This window comes from Actibacterium sp. MT2.3-13A, from assembly GCF_018139985.1.
GTDB lineage: Bacteria > Pseudomonadota > Alphaproteobacteria > Rhodobacterales > Rhodobacteraceae > JAGSOU01.
This window is the reverse complement of sequence record NZ_JAGSOU010000005.1, coordinates 95,602-114,477: the sequence shown is the minus strand read 5'-3', so window position 1 is coordinate 114,477 and position 18,876 is coordinate 95,602. Positions and strand designations below refer to the sequence as shown.

Annotated in this window: 24 protein-coding genes and 1 tRNA gene; 17 read left to right on the top strand and 8 right to left on the bottom strand. The window is 68.0% G+C overall.

Going from position 1 to position 18,876, the window contains the following annotated elements:
- Positions 1-1,125 (bottom strand): polysaccharide biosynthesis/export family protein, encoded by a 1,125-nt coding sequence (locus KCI33_RS06605; protein ID WP_212523979.1) that lies wholly within the window; start codon positions 1,123-1,125, stop codon positions 1-3.
- A gap of 103 nt (positions 1,126-1,228) precedes the next feature.
- Positions 1,229-2,521: a capsule biosynthesis protein CapA gene (locus tag KCI33_RS06600; RefSeq protein ID WP_212523978.1), complete on the bottom strand. Its 1,293-nt coding sequence runs from the start codon at positions 2,519-2,521 to the stop codon at positions 1,229-1,231.
- A gap of 177 nt (positions 2,522-2,698) precedes the next feature.
- On the opposite strand from KCI33_RS06600, the gene KCI33_RS06595 reads away from it, so the two are divergent.
- The 4 genes from KCI33_RS06595 (at position 2,699) to nusB (ending at position 5,565) form a co-directional block, all read left to right on the top strand.
- A complete protein-coding gene (locus KCI33_RS06595) occupies positions 2,699-3,298 on the top strand; it encodes a riboflavin synthase (protein WP_212523977.1) in 600 nt (199 codons plus the stop codon).
- A gap of 117 nt (positions 3,299-3,415) precedes the next feature.
- Positions 3,416-4,549, top strand: a complete 1,134-nt coding sequence (ribB, locus tag KCI33_RS06590) for a 3,4-dihydroxy-2-butanone-4-phosphate synthase (protein WP_212523976.1) — start codon at positions 3,416-3,418, stop codon at positions 4,547-4,549.
- A gap of 3 nt (positions 4,550-4,552) precedes the next feature.
- The gene (locus KCI33_RS06585) at positions 4,553-5,104 is read left to right on the top strand and encodes a 6,7-dimethyl-8-ribityllumazine synthase (protein WP_212523975.1); all 552 of its coding nucleotides are present in this window, start codon (positions 4,553-4,555) and stop codon (positions 5,102-5,104) included.
- Positions 5,101-5,565 (top strand): transcription antitermination factor NusB, encoded by a 465-nt coding sequence (nusB, locus tag KCI33_RS06580; RefSeq protein WP_212523974.1) that lies wholly within the window; start codon positions 5,101-5,103, stop codon positions 5,563-5,565. The genes KCI33_RS06585 and nusB overlap by 4 nt, the downstream gene beginning before the upstream one ends.
- On the opposite strand, the gene KCI33_RS06575 is transcribed toward nusB, so the two are convergent.
- Positions 5,562-6,281 carry an endonuclease/exonuclease/phosphatase family protein gene (locus tag KCI33_RS06575; protein ID WP_212523973.1) on the bottom strand — a complete coding sequence of 240 codons (720 nt, stop codon included), beginning with the start codon at positions 6,279-6,281 and terminating at the stop codon, positions 5,562-5,564. The two genes, nusB and KCI33_RS06575, sit on opposite strands and share 4 nt — an antisense overlap.
- A 78-nt stretch (positions 6,282-6,359) precedes the next feature.
- Between KCI33_RS06575 and KCI33_RS06570 the strand changes: the two genes are divergently transcribed.
- From KCI33_RS06570 to KCI33_RS06555, 4 genes are all read left to right on the top strand, one after another.
- Positions 6,360-6,995, top strand: a complete 636-nt coding sequence (locus KCI33_RS06570) for a hypothetical protein (RefSeq protein WP_212523972.1) — start codon at positions 6,360-6,362, stop codon at positions 6,993-6,995.
- A 98-nt stretch (positions 6,996-7,093) separates the two neighbouring features.
- Positions 7,094-7,429, top strand: coding sequence for a hypothetical protein (locus tag KCI33_RS06565; protein WP_212523971.1), 336 nt, complete (start codon positions 7,094-7,096; stop codon positions 7,427-7,429).
- A 222-nt stretch (positions 7,430-7,651) separates the two neighbouring features.
- Complete coding sequence (locus KCI33_RS06560; protein WP_212523970.1) at positions 7,652-8,335, top strand: DUF4386 domain-containing protein; 684 nt, start codon at positions 7,652-7,654, stop codon at positions 8,333-8,335.
- 236 nt (positions 8,336-8,571) lie between these two features.
- Positions 8,572-9,021 (top strand): MmcB family DNA repair protein, encoded by a 450-nt coding sequence (locus tag KCI33_RS06555; protein WP_212523969.1) that lies wholly within the window; start codon positions 8,572-8,574, stop codon positions 9,019-9,021.
- A 7-nt stretch (positions 9,022-9,028) separates the two neighbouring features.
- On the opposite strand, the gene KCI33_RS06550 is transcribed toward KCI33_RS06555, so the two are convergent.
- A complete protein-coding gene (locus KCI33_RS06550; RefSeq protein WP_212523968.1) occupies positions 9,029-9,232 on the bottom strand; it encodes a DUF6324 family protein in 204 nt (67 codons plus the stop codon).
- Between the two features lie 102 nt (positions 9,233-9,334).
- Here KCI33_RS06550 and KCI33_RS06545 point away from each other — a divergent pair, with 102 nt between their 5' ends.
- From KCI33_RS06545 to KCI33_RS06535, 3 genes are all read left to right on the top strand, one after another.
- Complete coding sequence (locus tag KCI33_RS06545) at positions 9,335-9,835, top strand: GNAT family N-acetyltransferase (RefSeq protein WP_212523967.1); 501 nt, start codon at positions 9,335-9,337, stop codon at positions 9,833-9,835.
- 43 nt (positions 9,836-9,878) lie between these two features.
- A tRNA-His gene (locus KCI33_RS06540) sits at positions 9,879-9,955 on the top strand.
- A gap of 88 nt (positions 9,956-10,043) precedes the next feature.
- Positions 10,044-10,667: a CDP-alcohol phosphatidyltransferase family protein gene (locus KCI33_RS06535; RefSeq protein ID WP_212523966.1), complete on the top strand. Its 624-nt coding sequence runs from the start codon at positions 10,044-10,046 to the stop codon at positions 10,665-10,667.
- 9 nt (positions 10,668-10,676) lie between these two features.
- On the opposite strand, the gene KCI33_RS06530 is transcribed toward KCI33_RS06535, so the two are convergent.
- Entirely contained in the window at positions 10,677-10,988 is a 312-nt protein-coding gene (locus KCI33_RS06530; protein ID WP_212523965.1) for a DUF6476 family protein, read from the bottom strand.
- On the opposite strand from KCI33_RS06530, the gene KCI33_RS06525 reads away from it, so the two are divergent.
- The 4 genes from KCI33_RS06525 (at position 10,981) to KCI33_RS06510 (ending at position 14,013) form a co-directional block, all read left to right on the top strand.
- The gene (locus tag KCI33_RS06525; RefSeq protein ID WP_212523964.1) at positions 10,981-12,021 is read left to right on the top strand and encodes an RluA family pseudouridine synthase; all 1,041 of its coding nucleotides are present in this window, start codon (positions 10,981-10,983) and stop codon (positions 12,019-12,021) included. The genes KCI33_RS06530 and KCI33_RS06525 overlap by 8 nt on opposite strands.
- Positions 12,022-12,173: 152 nt before the next feature.
- A complete protein-coding gene (gene rpoH / locus KCI33_RS06520) occupies positions 12,174-13,070 on the top strand; it encodes an RNA polymerase sigma factor RpoH (protein ID WP_212523963.1) in 897 nt (298 codons plus the stop codon).
- A gap of 222 nt (positions 13,071-13,292) precedes the next feature.
- Positions 13,293-13,727 (top strand): host attachment protein, encoded by a 435-nt coding sequence (locus tag KCI33_RS06515; RefSeq protein ID WP_212523962.1) that lies wholly within the window; start codon positions 13,293-13,295, stop codon positions 13,725-13,727.
- A gap of 25 nt (positions 13,728-13,752) precedes the next feature.
- Positions 13,753-14,013: a DUF4389 domain-containing protein gene (locus KCI33_RS06510; RefSeq protein ID WP_212523961.1), complete on the top strand. Its 261-nt coding sequence runs from the start codon at positions 13,753-13,755 to the stop codon at positions 14,011-14,013.
- 12 nt (positions 14,014-14,025) lie between these two features.
- On the opposite strand, the gene KCI33_RS06505 is transcribed toward KCI33_RS06510, so the two are convergent.
- Positions 14,026-15,846 carry a M3 family oligoendopeptidase gene (locus KCI33_RS06505; RefSeq protein ID WP_212523960.1) on the bottom strand — a complete coding sequence of 607 codons (1,821 nt, stop codon included), beginning with the start codon at positions 15,844-15,846 and terminating at the stop codon, positions 14,026-14,028.
- 152 nt (positions 15,847-15,998) lie between these two features.
- Between KCI33_RS06505 and KCI33_RS06500 the strand changes: the two genes are divergently transcribed.
- The gene (locus tag KCI33_RS06500; RefSeq protein WP_212523959.1) at positions 15,999-16,928 is read left to right on the top strand and encodes an NAD(P)-dependent oxidoreductase; all 930 of its coding nucleotides are present in this window, start codon (positions 15,999-16,001) and stop codon (positions 16,926-16,928) included.
- 40 nt (positions 16,929-16,968) lie between these two features.
- Here the strand turns inward: KCI33_RS06500 and KCI33_RS06495 are convergent, their stop codons facing one another.
- Together KCI33_RS06495 and KCI33_RS06490 are read right to left on the bottom strand one after the other, a co-directional pair.
- The gene (locus tag KCI33_RS06495) at positions 16,969-17,931 is read right to left on the bottom strand and encodes an alpha/beta hydrolase (protein WP_212523958.1); all 963 of its coding nucleotides are present in this window, start codon (positions 17,929-17,931) and stop codon (positions 16,969-16,971) included.
- A 5-nt stretch (positions 17,932-17,936) separates the two neighbouring features.
- Positions 17,937-18,224 (bottom strand): SCP2 sterol-binding domain-containing protein, encoded by a 288-nt coding sequence (locus KCI33_RS06490; RefSeq protein ID WP_212523957.1) that lies wholly within the window; start codon positions 18,222-18,224, stop codon positions 17,937-17,939.
- A gap of 69 nt (positions 18,225-18,293) precedes the next feature.
- Here KCI33_RS06490 and KCI33_RS06485 point away from each other — a divergent pair, with 69 nt between their 5' ends.
- Positions 18,294-18,857 carry a tetratricopeptide repeat protein gene (locus tag KCI33_RS06485; protein ID WP_212523956.1) on the top strand — a complete coding sequence of 188 codons (564 nt, stop codon included), beginning with the start codon at positions 18,294-18,296 and terminating at the stop codon, positions 18,855-18,857.
- Positions 18,858-18,876: the final 19 nt, after the last annotated feature.

Sequence of the window (18,876 nt, the reverse complement as noted above, 5' to 3'; positions counted from 1 at the left end):
TCAGTTGCCGGCGAGGGAATTCACCGCGTTGGCCGTGTTGAGCGAGCCCGAGAGCACACCCAGCGTCTTGGACCACTGAACGAAGGGCGCCTCGGTCACATAGACGGTGTCGCCGTCGCGGATCACGAAGTCGCGGGCCATGAACATGCCGGTCGGTTCCGTCAGGTCGAGCACATAGGCAAAGCGCTGGTCGCCCACCAGGTCGGTGCGGCCCAGCACGGCATTGGCGATCTCGGCCGGTTCGTTGCGGAACACGAAGACGCCGGTCGGATCGGCGAGGTTGGAGCTCAGCCCGCCGACCTGCGCGATCGCCTCGATCGCCGACAGGGTCTGGGTGGTGAAGGGCACGCGGTTCTGGCTGCCGGTGGCGCCGACGGCGGTGAAGGCGCGGGTGTCCTCCTCGACGAGGATGCGGTCGCCGGGGCGCAGGGCGATGTCCAGTCCGGGATGCTCGTAGAGGTCCTGGAACCAGATCTTGCCGCGCTCCTTGCCGCGGAGCACGGTGATCTGTGCGATCTCGGGTTCGATGGTGATGCCGCCGGCCGCGGCCAGCATGGCCGAGAGCGTGCGGGTCGGCCGCTCGATCGGCAGCACGCCCTGGGTGGCGACGCCGCCCACCACCGAGACGGTGGCGCCGTTGCCCGACAGGCGGCGCACCACGACCTGCGGGTCGGGGGTCTGCGCGTCGAGCTTTTCGGTGATGATCTGGCGCAGCCGTTCGGGCGAGTTGCCGGCGGCGCGGATGCGCCCGGCGTAGGGGATGAAGATATATCCCGCGCCATCGACCTGCACCTCGTCCAGCACCGAGGCATTCACCCCTTCGCCGGCCAGCAGCCCGTCATCGACGTTCTCGTAGATGGTCAGGCCCAGCGTGTCGCCGGGGCTGATCGTGTCGGAGCCGAGGATGCCGGCGCGCTTGAACCCGTCGGAGAATCCGAGCGCGGGCATCACCGCGGTCGCTCGCGTCACCCGGTCGTTGACGGCGACGATGAAGGCGTCGCCCTGTTTCTGGACGGAGCCTGCGAAGATTTCGCGCTTGTTGGGGCCGGATCGCGGCAGGCCGCAGGCCGCCACGCTGCCCACGAGCGCGCACAGAACCAGCGCCCTGGCCCCGCGAGATGCCATGATTTTCACTGCTCGGGCTCCTCGTAAATCTTATCTGCCTCAAGATTTTGACGTAACCCTACAGAAAACCCGGTAAAAAAGCCAGCCAGTGATTGCTGGCGCGTCATTTGACGAGCTGCAACTGTTGCCGAGGCGCCGCGCTGCCGGATTGCAGCGCGTCATAGGGGTCTTCGTCGGCCAGCATCAGGTCGACCACCTGGCGCAGCAGCTGCCGCCGTCCGCGGGCCGAATAGAACCCGCCCGGGATCTGCGAGGTTTCCAGCAGGTAGCGGCGGTAGTCGCGGTAGGCGCGGCGGTCGGGGCGACCGGGATGGGTGAAGAACTCGGCCAGCGGCACGGTGGAGACGAACTCGGGCTTGGCATAGACCGCCTCGCCGAACACCTTCAGCGGCAGGCCGCGCCACAGCACCTGCTGGGCGGCGGTGGAATTGACGGTGATCGCGCTGCGGGCGTGGTCGAGCAGCCGCGCCAGCTTGCCGCCGCGCACATAATGCACCCGTTCGGAGACGCCGTGCTTGGCCGCCAGATGACGGATCTCGGTGCGCAGCGGCACGCGGCCATCCTCCAGCGGATGCGCCTTGAACACCAGGTGGTGGTGGCGCGGCGCGCCGCGGGCGAAGCCCTCGATGCAGAGCTTCAGGAATTCGGGCATGGTGGAGAACGGGCTGTGGCACTGGAAGCTGGAGTCGTGCTCCAGCTGCAGCAGCACCAGATGATAGGGAAAGCCGCCGTGCCGGATGCGCTGGGTCGCCACGAAGCGCTCGGCCGCCTGCAGCGGCATCAGCAGCAGCCGGCGCAGGTAGAGGCGGAACTCCTTGGTTACGTCCAGCGCCCGGTGCGGGCGGAAATTGGCGTAATCGGCGTTCCGGAACATCACGAAGTAATGGTAGAGCGCGCCGTAGAAGATGTGCTGGCGCATGTCGCCCCAATGGGCCGGCGCGTCGGGCTGGTCGGGGTCGGCATCTGCCAGCGCGGTGCGCATCTCCTCGACGCTCATCTGCATCAGGCGCGAATGGCCGTTGGCGCCGCCGCGCTCATAGGTCACCCAATAGGGGCGCAGATAGCCCTCCTCGAAGACATGCACGCGCAGGCCGGCGGCCCGGGCCGCCTCCACCGCGCGGGCGTGGATCGGTCGCGTGTCGCCGTAGAGCACGATATCGGTGACGGCGTGGTCGCGAAGCAGCGCCGCGAAGGTCTCGGGCCACTCCGCCCCGGTGCCGGTAAAGGGGATGTAGCTGTCGGCGCCGGTCCAGAAGGCGCGGTCGCCGGCGTTGAACCCCACGCGCCAGACCCGCGCGCCGGCGGCGCGCAGCATCCGCGCCAGCCGGTCGAAGAACGGCCCGTGCGGTCCCTGAAGGAACAGGAAATGCCTGTCTGTGCCCAATGTGCTGCCCATGGCGCCCGTCTCAATCTCTCCGTCAGGCGCTTCTCCGGCGCCGATCATGCCGCCCGCGGCGGCCGCTGTCATGCGATTTGGGTAAAAGGTCATGAAAAAGGGGCGGTTTTTTGGCGGATTTTGGTCCCTTGTCCTGAGGCCGGGCAGGGGCTAGGTGGGAAGGGAAAGGAAGGTGCCATGTTCACAGGGATTATCACCGATATCGGCCGGGTGCGCACGCTGGAGCAGAACGGCGACCTGACCGCCCGCATCACCACCAGTTACGACCCCGACAGCATCGTCGTCGGTGCCTCGATCGCCTGCGACGGCGTGTGCCTGACGGTCACCCGGCGGGGCGCGGACGAGGGCGAGGCGTGGTTCGATGTCGACATCTCGGCCGAGACGCTGGCCAAGAGCAATATCGGCGACTGGCGGGTGCACAGCGCGGTGAACCTGGAGCGCGCGCTGAAGGTCGGCGACGAACTGGGCGGGCATATCGTCTCGGGCCATGTCGATGGCGTGGCCGAACTGATCGCGCTGGCCGACGAGGGCGACAGCACCCGGATGAGCTTCCGCGTGCCGCACGAGCTGTCGAAATACATCGCGCCCAAGGGCTCGGTCGCGCTGAACGGCACCTCGCTGACCGTGAACGAGGTCGAAGGCGACACCTTCGGCGTCAACGTGATCCCGCATACCAAGGAGGTCACCACCTGGGGCGAAGCCAAGGTCGGCGACCGGGTCAACCTGGAGATCGACACGCTGGCCCGCTATGTCGCGCGGCTGCACGAATGGGGCTGAGCGGGGCGGAGTAGCCGCGCGTCCGGTCCTCCCGCGCGCGGACGATGTGCGCGGGTTCACTCTGGCCAAGGCCCGAGGCTTGGGCTATCTGGCAAGCCGCAAGCAAGGAAAGACGCCATGTCGGACAGCACTCCATACCAAGCCCCGGGGCCGGTCGAGGAAAACTGGCGCGACGCGATCTCGTCGATCGAGGAGATCATCGACGACGCCCGCAACGGCCGGATGTTCATCCTCGTCGATCACGAGGACCGCGAGAACGAGGGCGATCTGGTGATCCCCGCGCAGATGGCGACGCCCGAGGCCATTAACTTCATGGCCACCCACGGGCGCGGCCTGATCTGCCTCAGCCTGCCCGGAGAGCGGATCGACGCGCTGGGCCTGCCGCTGATGGCGTCGGACAATTCCTCGCGGCACGAGACAGCCTTCACGATCTCCATCGAGGCGCGCGAGGGCGTGACCACCGGCATCTCCGCCCATGACCGGGCGCGCACCGTGGCCGTGGCCATCGACCCTTCGAAAACCGCGTCCGACATCGCCACCCCCGGCCATGTCTTTCCGCTGCGCGCCAAGGAGGGCGGCGTGCTGGTGCGCGCCGGCCATACCGAGGCGGCGGTGGATGTGTCGCGGCTCGCCGGGCTCAATCCCTCGGGGGTGATCTGCGAGATCATGAACGAGGACGGCACCATGGCGCGGCTGCCGGATCTGGTGTCCTTCGCGCAGAAGCACAACCTCAAGATCGGCACGATCTCCGATCTGATCGCCTATCGCCGCCGCCATGACAACCTGGTCAACGAGACCGAGGTGCGCTCGGTCAGCTCCGAATTCGGCGGCGACTGGATGATGCGCATCTTCACCGACGAGACCCACGGCGCGGAGCATATCGTGCTGACCAAGGGGGATCTGACCACCGCGGCGCCGGTGCTGGTGCGGATGCACGCGCTGAACCCGCTGAAGGATGTGCTGGGCCTCGGCCCCGGCTCCTCGGACGAGCTGCATCAGGCGATGCGGATGATCGCCGACGAGGGGCGGGGCGTGGTCGTGCTGCTGCGCGACACCACGATGAAGCTGATCACCGACAGCGCCGCCTCGCCGCAGATCCTGCGGCAATACGGGCTGGGGGCGCAGATCCTGGCCACGCTCGGGCTGCACAAGCTGGTGCTGTTGACCAATTCGCCGATGCCCAAGGTCGTCGGCCTGGACGGCTACGGCCTGTCCATCGAGGGCACCCGCCGGATCGAGAAGGAGGGCTGAGCCATGGCCGGATCCGAGACCCATTACATCCTGCCGCGCCCCGCCTTCGACAAGCCGGTGAAGGTGCTGATCGTGGTCGCGCCCTATTACAAGGACATCGCCGACAACCTGCTCGCGGGTGCCCGCGCCGAACTGGAGGCCGCCGGCGCCGAACATGAGACCATCGAGGTGCCCGGCGCGCTGGAGATCCCTTCGGCCATCGCGCTGGCGCATGGCATGGCCAATTACGACGGCTATGTCGCGCTGGGCTGCGTGATCCGGGGCGAGACCACGCATTACGACACGGTCTGCAACGACAGCTCGCGCGGGCTGACCCTGCTGGGGCTTCAGGGCGCCTGCCTCGGCAACGGCATCCTGACCGTCGAGAACCGCGCCCAGGCCGAGGTCCGCGCCGACCCGGCCGACCAGAACAAGGGCGGCGGCGCCGCCGCCGCCGCGCTGCACCTGATCGCGCTCGCGCGCAGATGGGGCGGCGCCACGAGGGGGGTGGGCTTCCGCCCCGCATCCGAGGAAATCCGCCTTGCCGGCGGCAGTGAAGGACCGGCCTCCGCATGACCCGCGCACAGGACAAACGCCAGATGAAATCCGCCGCCCGGCTCTATGCCGTGCAGGCGCTGTTCCAGATGGAGCATTCCGGCCAGACGGTGGACGAGGTCCGCCGCGAGTTCGAAACCCACCGCTTCGGGGCCGTCTATGACGGCGAGGAGATGGCCGAGGGCGATGTCGCGCTGTTCCGCCAGACGCTGGACGACGCGGTGAACTGGCAGGCGAAGATCGACCAGATGACCGACCGCGCGCTGGTGGCGAAATGGCCGATCGACCGGATCGACCCGACCCTGCGCGCGCTGTTCCGCGCCGCGGGGGCGGAGCTGACGCAATCGGCCACGCCGCCGAGGGTGGTGATTACCGAATATGTCGATGTCGCCAAGGCGTTCTTCCCCGACGGGCGCGAGCCGAAATTCGTCAACGCCGTGCTCGATCACATGGCCCGCGAGGCCAGGCCCGAGGCGTTCTAGCCCCGCAGCGACAGATCGGCCCAGATCGGCAGGTGGTCCGAGGCCCGCGCGGCCTGGGGGCCCTCCTCCATGCCGGCGCCCCGCAGTTCAAAGGCCGGGCAGGTGGCGATCCGGTCGAGCGGCGCCAGCCGGCGCGCGGCGTGATAGCTGCGCCCCGGCGCATGGACGGTGAAAGCGGGCTGCAACGGCTCCAGCCCGGCCGTGTCGGACCATTCGTTGAAATCGCCCATGATCATGGTCGGGCGCGGGGCCAGACCCGCCAGCCGGTCCGCGATCGTGCCCAACTGCCGCTGGCGGTGCCGCCGCAGCAGGCCCAGATGGGCCGCGACCACGCGCAGCGGCTGCCCGCCGCGGCGCAGGTCGGCGATGACCGCCCCGCGCGGCTCCAGCCCCGGCAGGTCGAGCCGCGTCACCCGCTCCACCTCGATCCCGCGCCGCACCAGGATGGCGTTGCCGTGCCAGCCGAGGCTGACGTCGTTATCGGCCACAGCGACCGGCACCAGGCCGGTCTGCCGGGCGAGTGCCGCGCCGCACAGCGCGGCAGGCCGCGCGCCGAGACGCTTGTCCGCCTCCTGCAGGGCAACGATATCGGCGCGCAGCGCGGCGATGACCTCGATCACGCGGTCGGGCCGGCGGCGCCAGTCGAGCCCGACGCATTTGCGGATGTTGTAGCTGGCCGCCCGCAGGGTGGACGGATCGGAGGCACTGTCTCTCATGGCGCAGATATGGGGGCGCGGACGCGCGCTGCAATGGCCGGCATTGCCGCAGGCGGGGGCGCGCGATAGGCTGTCGCGATGAAACTGCGTCAGCAACCGACGGTCGTGCAGGTGATCTGGGGCGTGCTCGCCCTGGCGCTGATCGTGGCGCTTGCCACCGCGCGCTGGTCGCTGGCCTTCGTCTCCGTGGCCACGCTGGTGCTGTCGCTGCTGCCGGGGATCGTGGTGAAGCGACTGGACGTGCGGCTGCCGGTCAGTTTCCTCGCCCTGATCACCGTCTTCGTCTTTTCCACCATCTTCCTCGGCGAGGTGTTCGATTTCTACGAACGCTACTGGTGGTGGGACGTGCTGCTGCATGGCGGCTCGGCGGTCGCGTTCGGGCTGATCGGGCTGCTTTTCGTGCTGTTCCTGTTCGAGGGCGACCGATACGCCGCGCCGCCCTGGGCGCTGGCGATGATCGCCTTCACCTTCGCGGTCTCGATCGGGGCGGTGTGGGAGGTGTTCGAATTCGCGATGGATCAGCTTTTCGGGCTGAACATGCAGAAATCGGGGCTGACCGACACGATGTGGGACCTGATCGTGGACATGGCCGGCGGACTGCTCGGGTCCGTGGCGGGGTTCCTGTATCTCAAGGGGCGCGAGATCGGCCTGTCTTCGCGCATGTTGCGCGAGTTCATAACGGGCAATCGCCGCTTTTTCAGGAAATTCCGCTGACCGGCCCGCTCTTTGCGGCCTGCGCGACGATTTCCCTGTGGCAATCCGCCGGGCGCGCGCCTAGATTCCCTCCGAACCCTTGCGAAGGAGCCGAGTCCATGCCGAAACTGGTGCGTCTCTATATCCGTCAATGCCTGATCGGGTTCAGCCTGTCGGGCCTGTTCGTGGCAGCGCTGCTCTCTGCCAATGTCGCCAACCTGTGGCACCTGATCAGCACCTCGAACCTGGGCATCGTGGCCTGCATGATGCTGTTCGTCTTCAACGGCATCGTGTTCTCGGGCGTGCAGTTCGGCATCGCGGTGATGCGCATGGCGGAGGATGACGACAGCTCCGGCGGCCGGCGCCGGCCCGAGCCGGTCCTGGTCCGCGCCCACGCGCACGGCCATGCGCTGGTGCCCGTGCCGGTCAGGGACGAGCGGCGCATGCACCGCTGAAACGCGGCGCGCGCGCGGAAAGCGGAGCGAGGGGCGGCGATGAGCCGCCCTTTTTCGTTTCGGTGCCGGCGAAGCGGCCCGGGCGGCGCCTTGATCCCGACGCCGGGCTTGCGCTCTCAGATATATGCGAAAACGCATATGAATTAGCCATATTTCGGCAATTCATGGAATCGCATTGCATGGATATGACGGACCCACCCAACACCGCAGCCGGAGATCCCCATGCAACCGACCCCGCTTACCCCTGCCATCCTGCCACGCGCGCGTCTTGCCGGCGCGCTCTACCTCGTCATCATCCTTTGTGGCGTCTGGAGCGAGGGCGTCGCCCGGGCCGCGCTGATCGACCACGGTGACGCCGCGCAGACGGCGGTCAATATCCTGGCCGGCGAGGCGCTGTTCCGCCGGGCGCTGGCCGCCGACGCGGTGATGGCGCTGAGCGACGTGGCGCTGGCGGCGCTGCTTTTTGCGCTGCTCGCGCCGGTGCACCGGGGCGTGGCGCGCATGGCGATGCTGTTCCGGCTGGTCCAGGCGGCGATCCTGGGGGCGAACCTGCTGAATCTCCAGGCCGCGCTGCTGGTGCTGAAGGTTGGCGCCCCGGGCGCGCCCGACTGGGCGCTGCTGTTCCTCGACCTGCACCGCCACGGCTACGACCTCGGGCTGCTGTTCTTCGGGATCAACTGCCTGCTCACCGGTTGGCTGATCTGCCGCTCGGGTTTCCTGCCGCGCCTGCTGGGGGCGGGGCTGACGGGATCGGGGCTGGTCTATCTGGCGGGCAGCGCGCTGCGTTTCCTCGCGCCGGGCCTGTCCGAGGGTTTTGCGCCGGCCTACCTGCTGCCGCTCATGGCCGAGAGCGCGCTGTGCCTGTGGCTGCTGATTCGCGGCGTGGACGCGCGGAAATGGGGATGAGGCGGGAACCACCAGGCAACCGTTGAGGCAACGAATTCCCGAGGACCTGTATATACAGGTGGGCGCCAGGTAATCGGGCCAGGACCCGAACAGAGCCAGCTCCCTCGGAATTGCTTAAGGCCACCGGAATTTGACCTCGTCACGAGAAGGGCAGAACCCGCCTCCTCGCTAGATAGTGCGCGCCGGGCCCGGCTGCAAGGCTTGCGTGATATTCACCTTTTGTTCATATTCTGGCCATGACCGAGATCCTGCAACCCGGCCAGCTTCTGGCCCGCGGCGTCTGCCGCCACATGCTGAGCCATGATTTCGTCACCGTGGAGGAACTGGTGCCGGCGCCCGGCCTGCGCGTGGACGTGATGGCGCTGGGTCCGAAGGGCGAGATCTGGGTGATCGAGTGCAAGTCCAGCCGCGCCGATTTCCAGTCGGATCGCAAATGGCGGGGCTACCTGGACTGGTGCGACCGGTTCTTCTGGGCGGTGGACGCGGATTTCCCGACCGAACTGCTGCCCGAGGAGACCGGGCTGATCGCGGCCGACGCCTATGGCGCCGAGATCCTCCGCATGGGGCCGGAGTGCCGGCTGGCGCCGGCGCGGCGCAAGGTGATGGTGCAGAAATTCGCCCGCCACGCGGCGCGGCGGCTGCAGGGGCTGCGCGACCCGGGCGTGCCGGCGGCGGTCAGCCCCTAGGCGGGCCTCAGCCCTTTCCGCCCTTGCCGCCCATCGCGCGGGCGCGTGCGGCCGCGGCGCGGATTTCCTCGGCGATTTCCTCGGCCTCTTCGGGCTCGAAATCGAGGGGCAGGTCGATCCCCTCTGCCTCGATATAGATGCGGACCATGCCCAGGGTGGTCGGTCCGATCTGCAGATTCGCGGCGATATCGCTTTCCTTGTCGATGCCCATGACGGTTGTCCTGCTGTTCCGGTTGCGCGCGGCGTAACGCGTTGCGCGACCGCTGGCAAGGCCGGGGCTTGACGCCCGGCCCGCCGCGGCCTTTGCTGGGACATGTCCGACGCGATCACCCTGCATGACCTACAGATCGGCGACGCCGGCTGGCTCATTCAGCGCCACGGTGAACTTTACGCCGCCGAAGAGGGATTCGACGCCAGTTTCGAGCTGCTGGTGGCCGAGATCCTGACCGGCTACATGCGGACCCGCGACCCGTCCCGCGAGCGGGCCTGGATCGCCTGGCGGGGCGGGCGGCGGATTGGCTCGATCTTCTGCGTGCGGGCGGGGCCGCCGGAGGTGGCCAAGCTGCGGCTTTTCCTGATCGAGCCGGAGGCACGCGGGCAGGGGCTGGGCCACAGGCTGCTGGAGGCCTGCCTCGGCTACGCCCGCGAAAAGGGCTACCGCCGGATGGTGCTGTGGACCCACGAAAGCCACCGCGCGGCCTGCGCGCTTTATGCCCGCCACGGGTTCCGTCTGGCAGAGTCCGCGCCAGTGCACAACTTCGGCCGCGACCTGGTGGAGCAAAGCTGGGAGATTGACCTGAAACCGGCGATCTAGGTCTTGCATTGCCGGCGAGGGGGCGCTAAATCGCCCGAACAGTGCCGCCTTAGCTCAGTTGGTTAGAGCGCTGGATTGTGGATCCAGAGGTCCCCCGTTCAAGCCGGGGAGGCGGTACCATTCCCCCCTTCAGACAACATCTGCGTGATCGCCCTTGCCCGGGCGCGATCTTTGGCGGACATCATGCGTCCAGCCAGGGGAGGGGACCATGCTCGACGCCGCGATGCGCAAACTGATCGACCCGGTGCTGAACCGGCTGGGCGCGCGCGCCGCGCGGGCGGGGATGACGGCCAACGCGGTGACGCTGGCGGGACTGGGATTCGGCCTGCTGGCGGCGGCGCTGATCGCGCTGGACGCGCCGGGCTGGGCGCTGCTGCCGCTGGGGCTGAGCCGGTTGGCAGACGGGCTGGACGGCGCGATCGCAAGGTCCACGCAGAAGACCGATTTCGGCGGCTTCCTCGACATCACCTGCGATTTCGTCTTCTACGGCGCGATCCCGTTGGGGTTCGTGCTGGCCGATCCGGGCGGAAACGGCGCGGCGGGGGCGTTCCTGCTGGCCAGCTTCTACGCCAATGGCGCCAGTTTCCTGGGCTTCGCCATCCTGGCCGAGCGCCAGGGGATGACGAGCGAGGCGCGCGGAGTGAAATCGCTCTATTTCACCGGCGGGCTGCTGGAAGGCACCGAAACCATCGCGTTTTTCGTGGCGCTGTGCCTGTGGCCGGGGTGGTTCGCGCCTTTGGCCTGGGCCTTCGGTGCGCTGTGTTTCGTCACCGCGGCCAGCCGCGTGCTGCTGGCGCGCAAGGTGTTCCCGGGCGAGGAGGGGCGATTCTAGAAGCCCCTGCTAATGCCCCGCGGTGATCGCGATCTCCTGCTCCAGCGCGCCGGTCGCGGCGTCGAAGATCAGCAGGCGCTGATCCTCGGTCACCACCGCGACCCAGCCCTTGCCGCGGGTCACGGCCTGGGCGCGGGCGCCCTCGGGCAGGGCGATCTCATCCGGCCAGGGCGCGGGGCGGTCCGACAAACGGATGACAAGCAGCGCGATGATCACTAGAACCCCGGCAATCATCACTGCCGTCAGGACCGTCACCAGGCGGCGCAGGAATTTCAGGTTGGCCGGCTCATCGACCGGCTGTGGAGCATCGTCCATGTCCATCACGCGCCGCCTTTCGGTGGTCATCGGGCCAAACCCGCCCGCCCGCCTTGATAAAGCGCTTTCGCGCGACGTGCCAGAGGATGAGGGGCTGTCGCGCTCGCGGCTGGCCAAGCTGATCGCGGCGGGCGGCGTGTCGCGCCGCGGCGTGGTGCTGGACGATCCGCGCGCCCGCGTGGCCGAGGGGGAGGTGCTGGAGATCGCCTTCGCCGAGGCCGAGGAGGTGGAGACCCGCCCCGAGGCCATCCCGCTGGACGTGGTTTATGAGGATGATTCGCTGATCGTGGTGAACAAGCCCGTGGGCATGGTGGTGCATCCCGCGCCGGGCAGCCCGGGCGGCACGCTGGTCAACGCGCTGCTGCATCACTGCGCCGACAGCCTGTCGGGTATCGGCGGCGAGAAGCGCCCCGGCATCGTGCACCGCATCGACAAGGACACCTCCGGCCTGCTGGTGGTGGCCAAGACCGACAAGGCCCATGCCGCCCTCGCCGCGCAGTTCGAGAAACACACCGCCACCCGGCATTACAAGGCCGTGGTGCATGGCGTGCCGGAGGCCGGCGATCCGCGTCTGCGCGGGCTGCGCGGTGTGAGTTTCGAGCCCGGAAATATCCTGAAGATCACCACGCAGCTTGCCCGGCACAAGACCGACCGGCAGAAACAGGCGGTGCTGTGGTCGGGCGGGCGCCATGCGGTTACCCGCGCGCGGGTCGAGGAGGTATTCGGCACCCCCGGCGCGGCGTCGCTGCTGGATTGCTGGCTGGAAACCGGGCGCACGCACCAGATCCGGGTGCACATGGCCTATGCCGGTTTCGGGCTGATCGGGGACCAGACCTATGGCGGGCGGCGCAAGCTGTCCGAGGTCGCGCTGGGCGCGGCGGCCATCCGCGCCGCGGCCGCCTTCCCGCGCCAGGCGCTGCACGCCGCCACGCTGGGCTTCACCCATCCCGAGACCGGCGAGGAGATGGCCTTCGAGGCGCCTCTGCCCGCTGACATGGTGGCGCTGATCGCCGCTCTGCGCGGGGAGACGGGCGGCTGAAACACGGTGCACAAACCCGTGAAATCGTGATAAATTAATGGCGTTTCGACAGTTTTCGGGCCAATTGAGGGGCGTGACGGCGCACGGGGTCTTGAACCGAACGGTTCAGTTTCCCATATCGTGAGCGACTTCAGGGAGCAGAGGGGCAACCCATGAACACTTATGCAAACCTTCCCGCACCGAGCCCGGAACAGGGCCTGAACCGCTATCTGCAGGAAATCCGCAAATTCCCGCTTCTGGAGCCGGAAGAGGAATACATGCTGGCCAAGCGCTGGGTCGATCATCAGGACACCGAAGCCGCGCACAGGATGGTGACCAGCCACCTGCGTCTGGCCGCCAAGATCGCCATGGGCTACCGCGGCTACGGCCTGCCGCAGGCCGAGGTCATCTCGGAGGCCAACGTCGGCCTGATGCAGGCGGTGAAACGCTTCGATCCGGAAAAGGGCTTCCGCCTGGCGACCTATGCGATGTGGTGGATCCGCGCTTCGATCCAGGAATATATCCTGCGCTCGTGGTCGCTGGTGAAGCTGGGCACGACCAGCGCTCAGAAAAAGCTGTTCTTCAACCTGCGCAAGGCCAAGGCGCGCATCGGCGCGCTGGAAGAGGGCGACATGACGCCCGAGCATGTCGAACGCATCGCGCATGACCTCAACGTCTCCGAGGACGAGGTCATCGCGATGAACCGCCGCCTGTCGGGGGGCGACGCCTCGCTCAACGCCACCGTGGGCAGCGACGGCGACACCGCCACCCAGTGGCAGGACTGGCTTGAGGACGAGGACGCCGACCAGGCCGAGGCCTATGCCGAGAAGGACGAGCTGGAAAGCCGCCGCGAGATGCTGGCCGAGGCGATGGACGTTCTGAACGACCGCGAGAAGGACATCCTCGTCCAGCGCCGCCTGCAGGATCAGCCGGTGACGCTGGAGGACCTGTCCGGGGTCTACGACGTCAGCCGCGAGCGTATCCGCCAGATCGAGGTGCGCGCCTTCGAGAAGCTGCAGAAGCGGATGAAGGAACTGGCCCGCGAAAAGGGGATGCTGACCCCGGTCTGAGCCACGGCCCGCGCCGGGCCGGAACGGAAGCACCGACAAGAGCCCGCCCCCGGCGGGCTCTTGTGCGTTTGGCGCGGCGCTGCGGCACGGGGGACATGGGGGGCCAGGCCCGGCGGGCCGCCGCCGGCGCGCGGCAAATCCGCTCCGCCATTTGCGATGGGTCAAAGTGCGCGCCGCCCGGTGGTGGAATAATCGCCGCAGATAACGCACAGGGAGGTCTTTATGAAATCTGTTCGCACGATGGTGATCATCGCCAATGACGGGGTGGCGCGTTTCCTGGAAAACACCGGCAACGGTGAGGGCCTGCAGGAGGTCAAGGTGATCAAGGAGGCGCCCGAAGAGGGCTATTCCGATTTCCCCGGACGATCGCAGGCCTCGTCGGGCACGGCGCGCCACAAGTTCGAGCGCCCGACCAGCGAGGAAGAGCATGCGCGCAACCTCTTTGCGGCAGAGATCGTGAAAACCGCCGCCAAGCTCTGGGCGGACAACAGCTATAATCGCCTTCTCATGGCCGCCCCGCCCAAGATGCTGGGCGTGCTGCGCGTCCGGCTCGAAGCGCCGCTGGACGATGCGCTGAGCGGCGATCTCGACAAGGACCTGACGCATGTTTCGGTCCATGATCTGCCCGGCCATTTCGCGGACTTGGCAATGCTCTGAAACGCCGAACAGGAGGGCGATTGAGATGACCGAGGAAAGCTACAGGCAGACCTCCCCCTGGCTGCGTGGGGCGTGGATGCTGATCCTGCTGATCCTGCTCAGGGTCGCGGAGATCGTGCTCTTCGTCTGTGCCGTGCTGCAATTCGGCTGGCTGCTCTTCTCCCGGGAGAAGAACAGCGCCATTGCCCAGTTCGGCGAAAAACTGGGCAATTGGCTGGCCATCACCGGCCGTTTCCTGACCGGCGCGAGCGAGGAAAAGCCGTTTCCCTGGTCCGAGTGGAAGTGAGGATGGAGGGCCTCAGCCCTCCATCGCCTCCAACTCGTCGATCAGCCCTGAGATCATGCTCAGGCCCTTGTCCCAGAACTTAGGGTCCGTGGCATCCAGGCCGAAGGGCGCGAGAAGCTCCTTGTGGTGCTTCGATCCGCCGGCCCTGAGCATGTCGAAATACTTCTCCTGGAAATCCGCGCCGCCCTCCGCGTAGACCGCGTAGAGCGCGTTCACCAGCCCGTCGCCGAAGGCATAGGCGTAGACGTAGAAGGGCGAGTGGACGAAATGCGGGATATAGGCCCAGAAGGTCTCGTAGCCCTCCATGAAGTTGAACACCGGGCCCAGAGATTGTGCCTGCACCGACATCCACAGCGCGTTGATGTCCTCCGGCGTCAGTTCCCCCTCGCGGCGCGCGTCGTGCAGCTTGCACTCGAAATCGTAGAAGGCGATCTGGCGCACCACGGTGTTGATCATGTCCTCGACCTTGCCGACCAGCAGCGTCTTGCGCTCGGCCTCGGTCCTGGCGTTGTCCAGCAGCTTGCGGAAGGTCAGCATCTCGCCGAAGACGGAGGCCGTCTCGGCCAGCGTCAGCGGGGTGGAGGCCAGCAATTCGCCCTGGCCCGCGGCCAGAACCTGGTGCACGCCATGGCCCAGTTCATGCGCGAGCGTCATCACGTCGCGCGGCTTGCCCAGGTAGTTGAGCATCACATAGGGATGCACGTCCACCACCGTGGGGTGGGCAAAGGCGCCGGGCGCCTTGCCGGGCTTCACGCCCGCGTCGATCCAGCCCCTGGTGAAGAAGGGTTCGGCGATCTCGGCCATGCGCGGGTCGAAATCTGCATAGGCGTCCAGAACCGTCTTCCGGGCCTGTTCCCAGCCGACGATCTTCTGCTCCTCGATGGGCAGGGGCGCGTTGCGGTCCCAGACTTCCAGCGTGTCCAGCCCCAGCCACTTGGCCTTCAGCGCGTAATAGCGATGCGACAGCTTCGGATAGGCCGCCACCACCGCGTCGCGCAGCGCCTCGACCACCTCGGGCTCCACGTCATTGGCCAGGTGCCGGCCGGCCTGGGGGCTGGGCATCTTGCGCCAGCGGTCCTCGACCTCCTTTTCCTTGGCCAGGGTGTTGTGCACGCGGGCGAAAAGCTTGACGTTCTCGCCGAACACCTCGGCCAGCGCGCGCGCGCCCGCCTCGCGCTTCACGCGGTCCTGATCGGTCAGCAGGTTCAGCGTGGCCTCGATGCCCAGCTCCTCGCCGTCCACGTCGAAGCTGAGCCCCGCGATGGTCTCGTCGAACAGCTTGTTCCAGGCGCTGGCGCCCACCACCGACTGGTCGTGCAGGAAGGTCTCCAGCTCGTCCGACAGCTGATGCGGGCGCATCTTGCGCAGCCGGTCGAATGCCGGCTTGTAGCGCGCCAGATCGGCATTGGCGGCGAACAGAGCGGCGAGATCCGCGTCCTCGATGCGGTTGATCTCCAGCGAGAAGAACACCAGCGGCGTGGTAAAATTGGTGATCCGGTCCTGGCAGTCGCTGAGGAACTTGGCGCGCGACCCGTCGGTGGTGTTCTGATAATAGCGCAGCCCCGCGAAGGACATGATGCGCCCACCCACCACGTCGATCCGCTCGTAGCGTTTCACGCAGTCGAGCATGCCTCCGGCGTCCAGCGTGGCCAGCTTGCCCTGGTAATCGGCGGCGAACTCGGCGCAGGCCTTTTCCAGCCACGCCATGTCGCGGGCAAGTTCCGGCGCGTCTGTGCCGGTGTAAAGGTCGTCAAGGTTCCATTCCGGCAGGTTGCCGAGGGCGTCGCCGGCACTGGCATTGGCGTCGAAGACGGGGCGGGGCGAAAAATTCATCTGCAATCCTCTGTCTGCGGTCCTGCCAGACATAGGCCCTCCCGCCCGGTCACATCAAGGCGCCCGCGGCCTTCTTCTTGGCGAAAATACTCCTGCCGGAGGCATGGACAGTTTCGGCCAATGCGCTATGCGAAAGGAAAAGGGAGGCCCCGATGCGAACCGTATTCCTGACTGAACCCATCCACGCCGACGCCGAGACGCTGTTGGCGGGCGCCGGCTGGCAGATCGCGCGCGGCTGGCAGCTTTCGGACGGGGCCCGCGCCCGTGCCATGTCCGGGGCCGACGCCTGGCTGGTGCGGATCGCGCCCCTTTCGGCGGGGACGATCGAACAGGCGCCGGGGCTGCGGATCATCTCCAAGCACGGGGTCGGGGTCGACAATATCGACCTCGCCGCGGCCGCCGCGCGCGGTGTCGCGGTCTCCAACACGCCGGGCGCCAATGCCCAGCCCGTGGCCGAGCACACGATGATGATGCTGCTCGCGCTGACCCGGCAGGCGTGCGCGATGGACCGCGTGGCGCGCAACGGCTTCGCCGGGATCGAGACGCTGGCGCCGGTGGATCTCGCCGGGCGGCGGGTGCTGGTGGCGGGCTTCGGCGCCATCGGGCGGCGGGTGGCTGCGCTCTGCGCTGCCTTCGGGATGCAGGTCACGGTCTGGCACCGCAGCCTGGACGCGGCGGAGGCGGGTTTTCCGGTGGTGCGCGACCTGCGCGCGGCGCTGCCGCGGGCCGAGGTGCTGAGCCTGCACCTGCCGCTCGTCCCCGGCACGCGCGGGCTGATCGGGGCCGGGGAACTGGCGCTGCTGCCCGCGGGGGCCTTCGTGCTCAATACCGGGCGCGGCGGCATCATCGACGAAGATGCCCTGGTGCAGGCCGCGCCGCGGCTGGGTGGCATCGGCCTCGATGTCTTCGAGACCGAGCCGCTGCCGGCGGACAGCCCGCTGGCGCAGCTCGACAACGCGCTGCTGACGCCCCATGCCGGGGCCATGAGTCCGGCGGGCTATCGCCAGATGGGGCTGATGGCGGCGCAGAACATCCTCGACCACTTCGCCGGCCGGCTGGCGCCGGCGCACCGGGTGCGCTGACGGCCCGGCGCGGCGCGGGCTTGGCGGGAAAGGCGGCCGGTCAGGCCGTGGCCCGGGACGGCACCTTGCTGCCGGCCGCGTCGAAGAAGGCGGCCACGGTGTCGAAGAAAAGCGCCCGCCGCTCGGGCGTTTCCATCATCACCTCGTGGCGCGCGCCCGCGACTCGGTTCAGCACACCGCCGGGCCAGCGCGCCATGCGTTCCTCGATCGCGGCGGGGGCGACGATGGTCTCGTCGCTGCCCACGAAGGTCAGCGCCGGCAGCGCGGGCGAGGGAAGGGGGCGCAGGGCGCGGATCTCGCACAGCGCCTCGTGCACCCAGTGCAGGCTCGGCCCGCCCAGCGACAGCGCGGGCTCGGCCTCGGTCTGGCGGCGCATCCAGGCATACATCTCGCGGTCGGTGGTCAGCTCGTTGCCGTCGAAGGGGGCGGTCTCGGGATAGGCCGCCTGCCCGCTGGAACCCGGCGCGTAGCGCGCTCCCAGCCCGACCTTGCGGCTGGCATAGGTGAGGGCCCAGGCCGCCGGACGCATCAGCGCCGGAAGCTCGATGTCCCACATCGGGCCCGAGAAACAGGCCGCCTCCACCTTCAGCCCGGTCATGATCGCGCGCAGCCCGATGCAGCCGCCCATCGAATGCGAGAGCAGGAAAAGCGGCCGGGGCAGGGCCAGCGCGGGCAGCGCCGTCACCACCGCGGCCACGTCGTGCTGGTAGTCGGTGAATCTCTCGACGAAGCCCACCGCGCGGTCGGGCAGCAGCCGGTCGGCCAGCCCCTGTCCGCGCCAGTCCACCACCACCGTGGCAAAGCCGCGCGCGCGCAGATCGCGCGCGGCGCGGCCGTATTTCTCGACGTATTCGGTGCGCCCCGGGAAAAGCAGCACCGTGCCGCGCTCGCCCTCGGGCCAGACCCCGATTCGCAGGCGCCGCCCGTCCCCGGCCGTCAGCCAGTAGGCCGATCCTTTAGCCGGGCCGTCGGCGAGATCGTGGAAGAGAGGCGCGTCGAGCATCGCGGTCAGGCGAGGGCTGCGCCCAGCTTCATCGCCATGCCCATGTCGCCATCGACGCTGAGCCTGCCGGTCATGAAGGCGGCGGTGGGGTTGAGCTCGCCCTCCAACATCGCGCGGAACGTGTCCAGATCCGCGGTGAGGGTCACGTCGGCCTCGTCGTCGCTGGCGCGCACGCCGTCGGCATCGACGATGATGCTGCCCTCGTCGGTGATCACGAATTTGGCCGAGCCGTCGAGTCCGCCGTCGATCTTATCGCTCAGCGCGGCAACCGCGGCCGCGATCACGTCGCTCATGGGTCTTCCTCCGATTCTGGCCGGTGGGCTCTCGCATTTGCCGGCCGATGCACTACATTTGAACCCGATATGAGCGGACTCACCAGATTTCTCAATCATACCGTGGCGGCATTTGCCGTCACATACACGTTTTCGCTGCCGGCCCCGGCGGCCGAATCCGGCCGACTGGACGACCTGTTCGCGCAGCTTGCGCAGGACGGGCTGGCCAACTGGCGGGTGGTCGAGCAGGAAATCTGGATGGAATGGTCAAAATCCGGCTCGTCCGCGATGGACCTGCTGCTGCAGCGCGGGCGCGAGGCGATGGAGGCGGACGACCTGGATGCCGCGGTCGAGCATCTGACCGCGCTGACCGACCACGCCCCCGATTTCGCCGAAGGCTTCAACGCACGCGCCACCGCCTATTACCGGCAGGGGCTGTTCGGCCCCGCTATGCAGGATATCGCCCGCGCGCTGACGCTGAACCCGCGCCATTTCGGCGCGCTGATCGGGCTCGGCACGATCTTCGAGGAGATGGGCCAGCCCGGCCGCGCGCTGGAGGCCTATCGCGCCGCGCGCGCTATACATCCCAACGAGCCCGACCTAAAAGGGGCCATCGAGCGTCTGGAGAAAGAACTCTCCGGCACGACCCTTTAATCCGGGCGGAGAGACAGCC